Origin of the sequence: Prosthecobacter sp., from assembly GCF_049294395.1 — a bacterium.
Classification (GTDB): Bacteria; Verrucomicrobiota; Verrucomicrobiia; order Verrucomicrobiales; family Verrucomicrobiaceae; genus Prosthecobacter.
Map to the genome: position 1 here is coordinate 1 of NZ_JBAQCR010000120.1, position 3,700 is coordinate 3,700.

Consider the following 3,700-nt stretch of genomic DNA (forward strand, 5'->3'; position numbering starts at 1 on the left):
TCGCATAGCTCACACTCTTCCTCTGCGCCGGGAGCGCCCCCGTGTCATCCGCATTCAGCCCCGCACGCTTCTTCAGTTCACGAATCTGATCCCGCAGCAGCGCCGCACGCTCATACTCCAGCTTGCCCGCCGCATCCGCCATCTCCTGCTCCAGCTCCCGGATCGTCTCCGTGATCGCAAAATCACCGCCCCCCTCACGCACCACGCTCTCCTCCACCTCACGCGCCTTGCCCAAGATTTGCAGACTCTCCTGCACCGCACGCTGCACCGTCTGCGGCGTGATCCCGTGCTTCTCATTGTGATCCGTCTGCACTTGGCGCCGATACCCGCTGATGCTCAGCAGCGCCCGGATGCTCTTCGTTTCAATGTCCGCAAACAGCACCACCTCGCCGTTGATGTGACGCGCCGCACGCCCCGCCGTCTGGATCAGCGACGACTCACTGCGCAAAAAGCCCTCCTTGTCCGCATCCAGAATGCACACCAGGCTCACCTCCGGCAGATCCAGCCCCTCACGCAGCAGGTTGATCCCCACCAGCACATCGCAGTCCCCCGCACGCAGGCTCCGCAGAATCTCCACCCGCTCGATCGCATCGATGTCGCTGTGCAGATACCGCACCTTGAAATCCAGATTGCGCAGGTAGTCCGTCAAATCCTCCGCCGTCCGCTTCGTCAGCGTCGTCACCAGCACACGCTCCCCCTTCTCAATCCGCTGCCTGCACAGCTCGATCGTCTCATCAATCTGCCCCTTCAGCGGCTTGATCGTGATCACCGGGTCCAGCAGCCCCGTCGGCCGGATGATCTGCTCCACCACCAGCGTCTTCCCCTTCGTCGTCACATCAAAATTTTCCACCGCCTCCGCACTCCCGCTGATCCGCACCGTCCGCGTCATCGGCAGCGCATCCGTCATCTTAGCGATGTACCCCGCATTCCCCACCACACTGTTCTCAATCTCAAACCTCGCCGGCGTCGCGCTCACATACACCAGCTGCCCCACCTTCCCCATGAACTCCTCAAACCTCAGCGGCCGGTTGTCCAGCGCACTCGGCAGCCGGAACCCATGCTCCACCAGCACCGTCTTGCGCGACTTGTCACCCTCATACATCCCGCCTATTTGAGGAATCGTCACGTGGCTCTCGTCGATAAACATCAGCGGCGGCTCCTTGAAGAAATCCAGCAGCGTCCCCGGCGTCGCCCCCGGCGCACGCCCCGTCAGGTGCCGGCTGTAGTTCTCGATCCCCTGGCAGAAGCCCATCTCCTGCATCATCTCGATGTCATACTGCGTCCGCATCTTGATCCGCTGCGCCTCCAGCAGCTTCCCCTCCTTCTCAAACCACGCCACCCGCTCCTCCATCTCCTCCCGGATCTTCACGATCGCCTTCCTCAGCTTGTCCCCCGGCGTCACGAACTGCTTCGCCGGAAAAATCGTGTAGCTCGGCATCTTCAGCGTCACCGTCCCCGTCAGCACATCCACCGCGCTGATCCGGTCAATCTCATCGCCAAAAAACTCAATCCGGATCGCCTCGTTCTCCAGATACGCCGGCACCACCTCGATCACATCCCCGCGCGCCCGAAATTTCCCCCGCGTCAGCTGCACATCATTCCGCTCATACAGCATGTCCACCAGCCGCGTCAGCAGCGTCTCCCGCGTCATCTGCATCCCCACGTTCAGCGGCAGCATCATCCCCTCATAATCTTCAGGAGAACCCAAACCATAGATGCACGACACACTCGCCACGATGATCGTATCCTGCCGCGTAATCAGCGCCCCCATGCTCGAAAGCCGCAGCCGCTCGATCTCATCATTCACCGCGCTGTCCTTCTCAATGAACGTGTCCGTCCGTGCAATGTAAGCCTCCGGCTGGTAGTAGTCGAAGTAACTGACAAAGTACTCCACCGCGTTCTCCGGGAAGAAATTCTTAAACTCCGAGTACAACTGCGCCGCCAGCGTCTTGTTATGCGAAAACACCAGCGCCGGCCGCCCCACCTCCGCGATGATGTTTGCCATCGTGAAAGTCTTCCCCGACCCCGTCACCCCCATCAGCGTCTGGTGCCGGTTCCCCGCGCGCACAGACTTCGTCAGCTTCGCAATCGCCTGCGCCTGATCCCCCTGCGGACTATACTCTGTATTCAGCCGAAAAACGGACATGGTAAAGCTTACGTACAGCAGCGGGCTCAGCGATGCACCGAATAAATCACGCCACCAGCCACTCACCCAGGCAGGCTTTTGTGTTTCCCAGGATGCCATGCCCCCAGGCAGCTAGGGATGCGCTGTGCGCGTCCGGAGAATCCTTCGTCCCAGCGTAACCTGCCGACTCAAAGCGCTCCCCTTTCCAAACGCCTCCGCCTTCCGCTGTCGAATGCCCCAAGGTCGGCCACATTGGAGAAAGCACAGTTTCGCCACTCCACTCTGCATCACATCAACCCCAAAGGGGTTGCATATCATAGCGAAGGGTTGCCGAGCCTCAGCGAGGCTACCCTGGTACCCGCCAGCACACGACCGGGAAGCGAACCCATCACTCCGAAACACCCCACGCCCACCAGAAGCGTCTGCAAAGAGCACCGCCTCGCTCAAAGAACGCCGCCAGCTCCAAACCCCACGAGCAACACTATTAATCGAGTGCCCCTCGCCTTCAGAGATCAGACCCCACAGATCTCACTGCGGCTTTCCAATCCCTGCATACCCTCCGCCGCTTGAGCGAAGGGGGCGATATAAAACTCCGCCTGTTACGACATCCCCGAACCAATCTCGCTCGGCGCAGGCAGATCCGCCGGATCCACTTCCTCCACCTTCGCAGCTGCAGCCACCGGGTGCACATAGCGCTGGCGGTACTCCTTCCAGGAGATCAGCTTGCGGTCGCTCTCATCCCAGATCCGCAGATTCATGCACTTCAGGCTCTCCCAGAACGTCAGCGGCTTGATCGAATAAAACAGCGGATGCGAATTGTGGCACTTCTCCAGGTAGTAGTTCGGAATCCGTGAGCTCAGATGGTGCACATGGTGGAAGCCAATGTTCCCCGTGAACCACTGCAGGATCTTCGGCAGCTTGTAAAACGAGCTCCCCTCCAGCGCAGCCGTCGTGTAGTCCCAGTCCTCACGGTGCTCCCAGTACACATCCTCATACTGGTGCTGCACATAAAACATCCAGATCCCCGCCATCCCTGCAAACATCGTCACCGGCAGCTGCATCAGCACGTAGTTCTTGAAGCCAAACAAATAGCTCAGGCCCACAATCATGAGCACCAGCGCCACGTTCATGATCATCACCGACTTGCGGTCCTTGCCCTTCGCCCGTGGCGATGGAAAACGCTGATGGATCAAAAACAGCGCCAGCGGCCCCACCACAAACAGCGTGATCGGATTGCGCACCAGCTTGTAAAAGAAGCGCCGCGTCGGGCTCGCCTCCTGGTACTCCTTCACCGTCATCGTCCAGATGTCCCCGTCACCACGGCGGCTCAGGTCACCCGACGTCTGGTGGTGCACCGAGTGCTGCCACGTCCAGTGCAGATACGGCGTGAAAGTCAGCATCCCGCTGATGAAGCCCAGCACGCTGTTCGCCCGCTTCGACTTGAAAAACGACCCATGACCGCAGTCATGAAACATGATGAACACACGCACCAGCAGCAGCCCCGCCACCGCCGCGATCGCCAGCGTCACCCAGTAAGAGGTGTGGCTCAGGCTCCAATACATCGCATACCAAAGC

Annotated in this window: 2 protein-coding genes; both read right to left on the bottom strand. The window is 60.0% G+C overall.

Translation table 11 applies throughout. The features are described 5' to 3' along the window. Positions 1 to 2,146 (bottom strand): excinuclease ABC subunit UvrB (gene uvrB, locus WAW39_RS07630; RefSeq protein WP_422317425.1); only part of this gene is annotated, 2,146 nt, incomplete at its 3' end. Between the two features lie 578 nt (positions 2,147 to 2,724). Further along, the coding region (locus WAW39_RS07635; protein ID WP_422317427.1) for a fatty acid desaturase at positions 2,725 to 3,700 on the bottom strand (976 nt) is incomplete at its 5' end.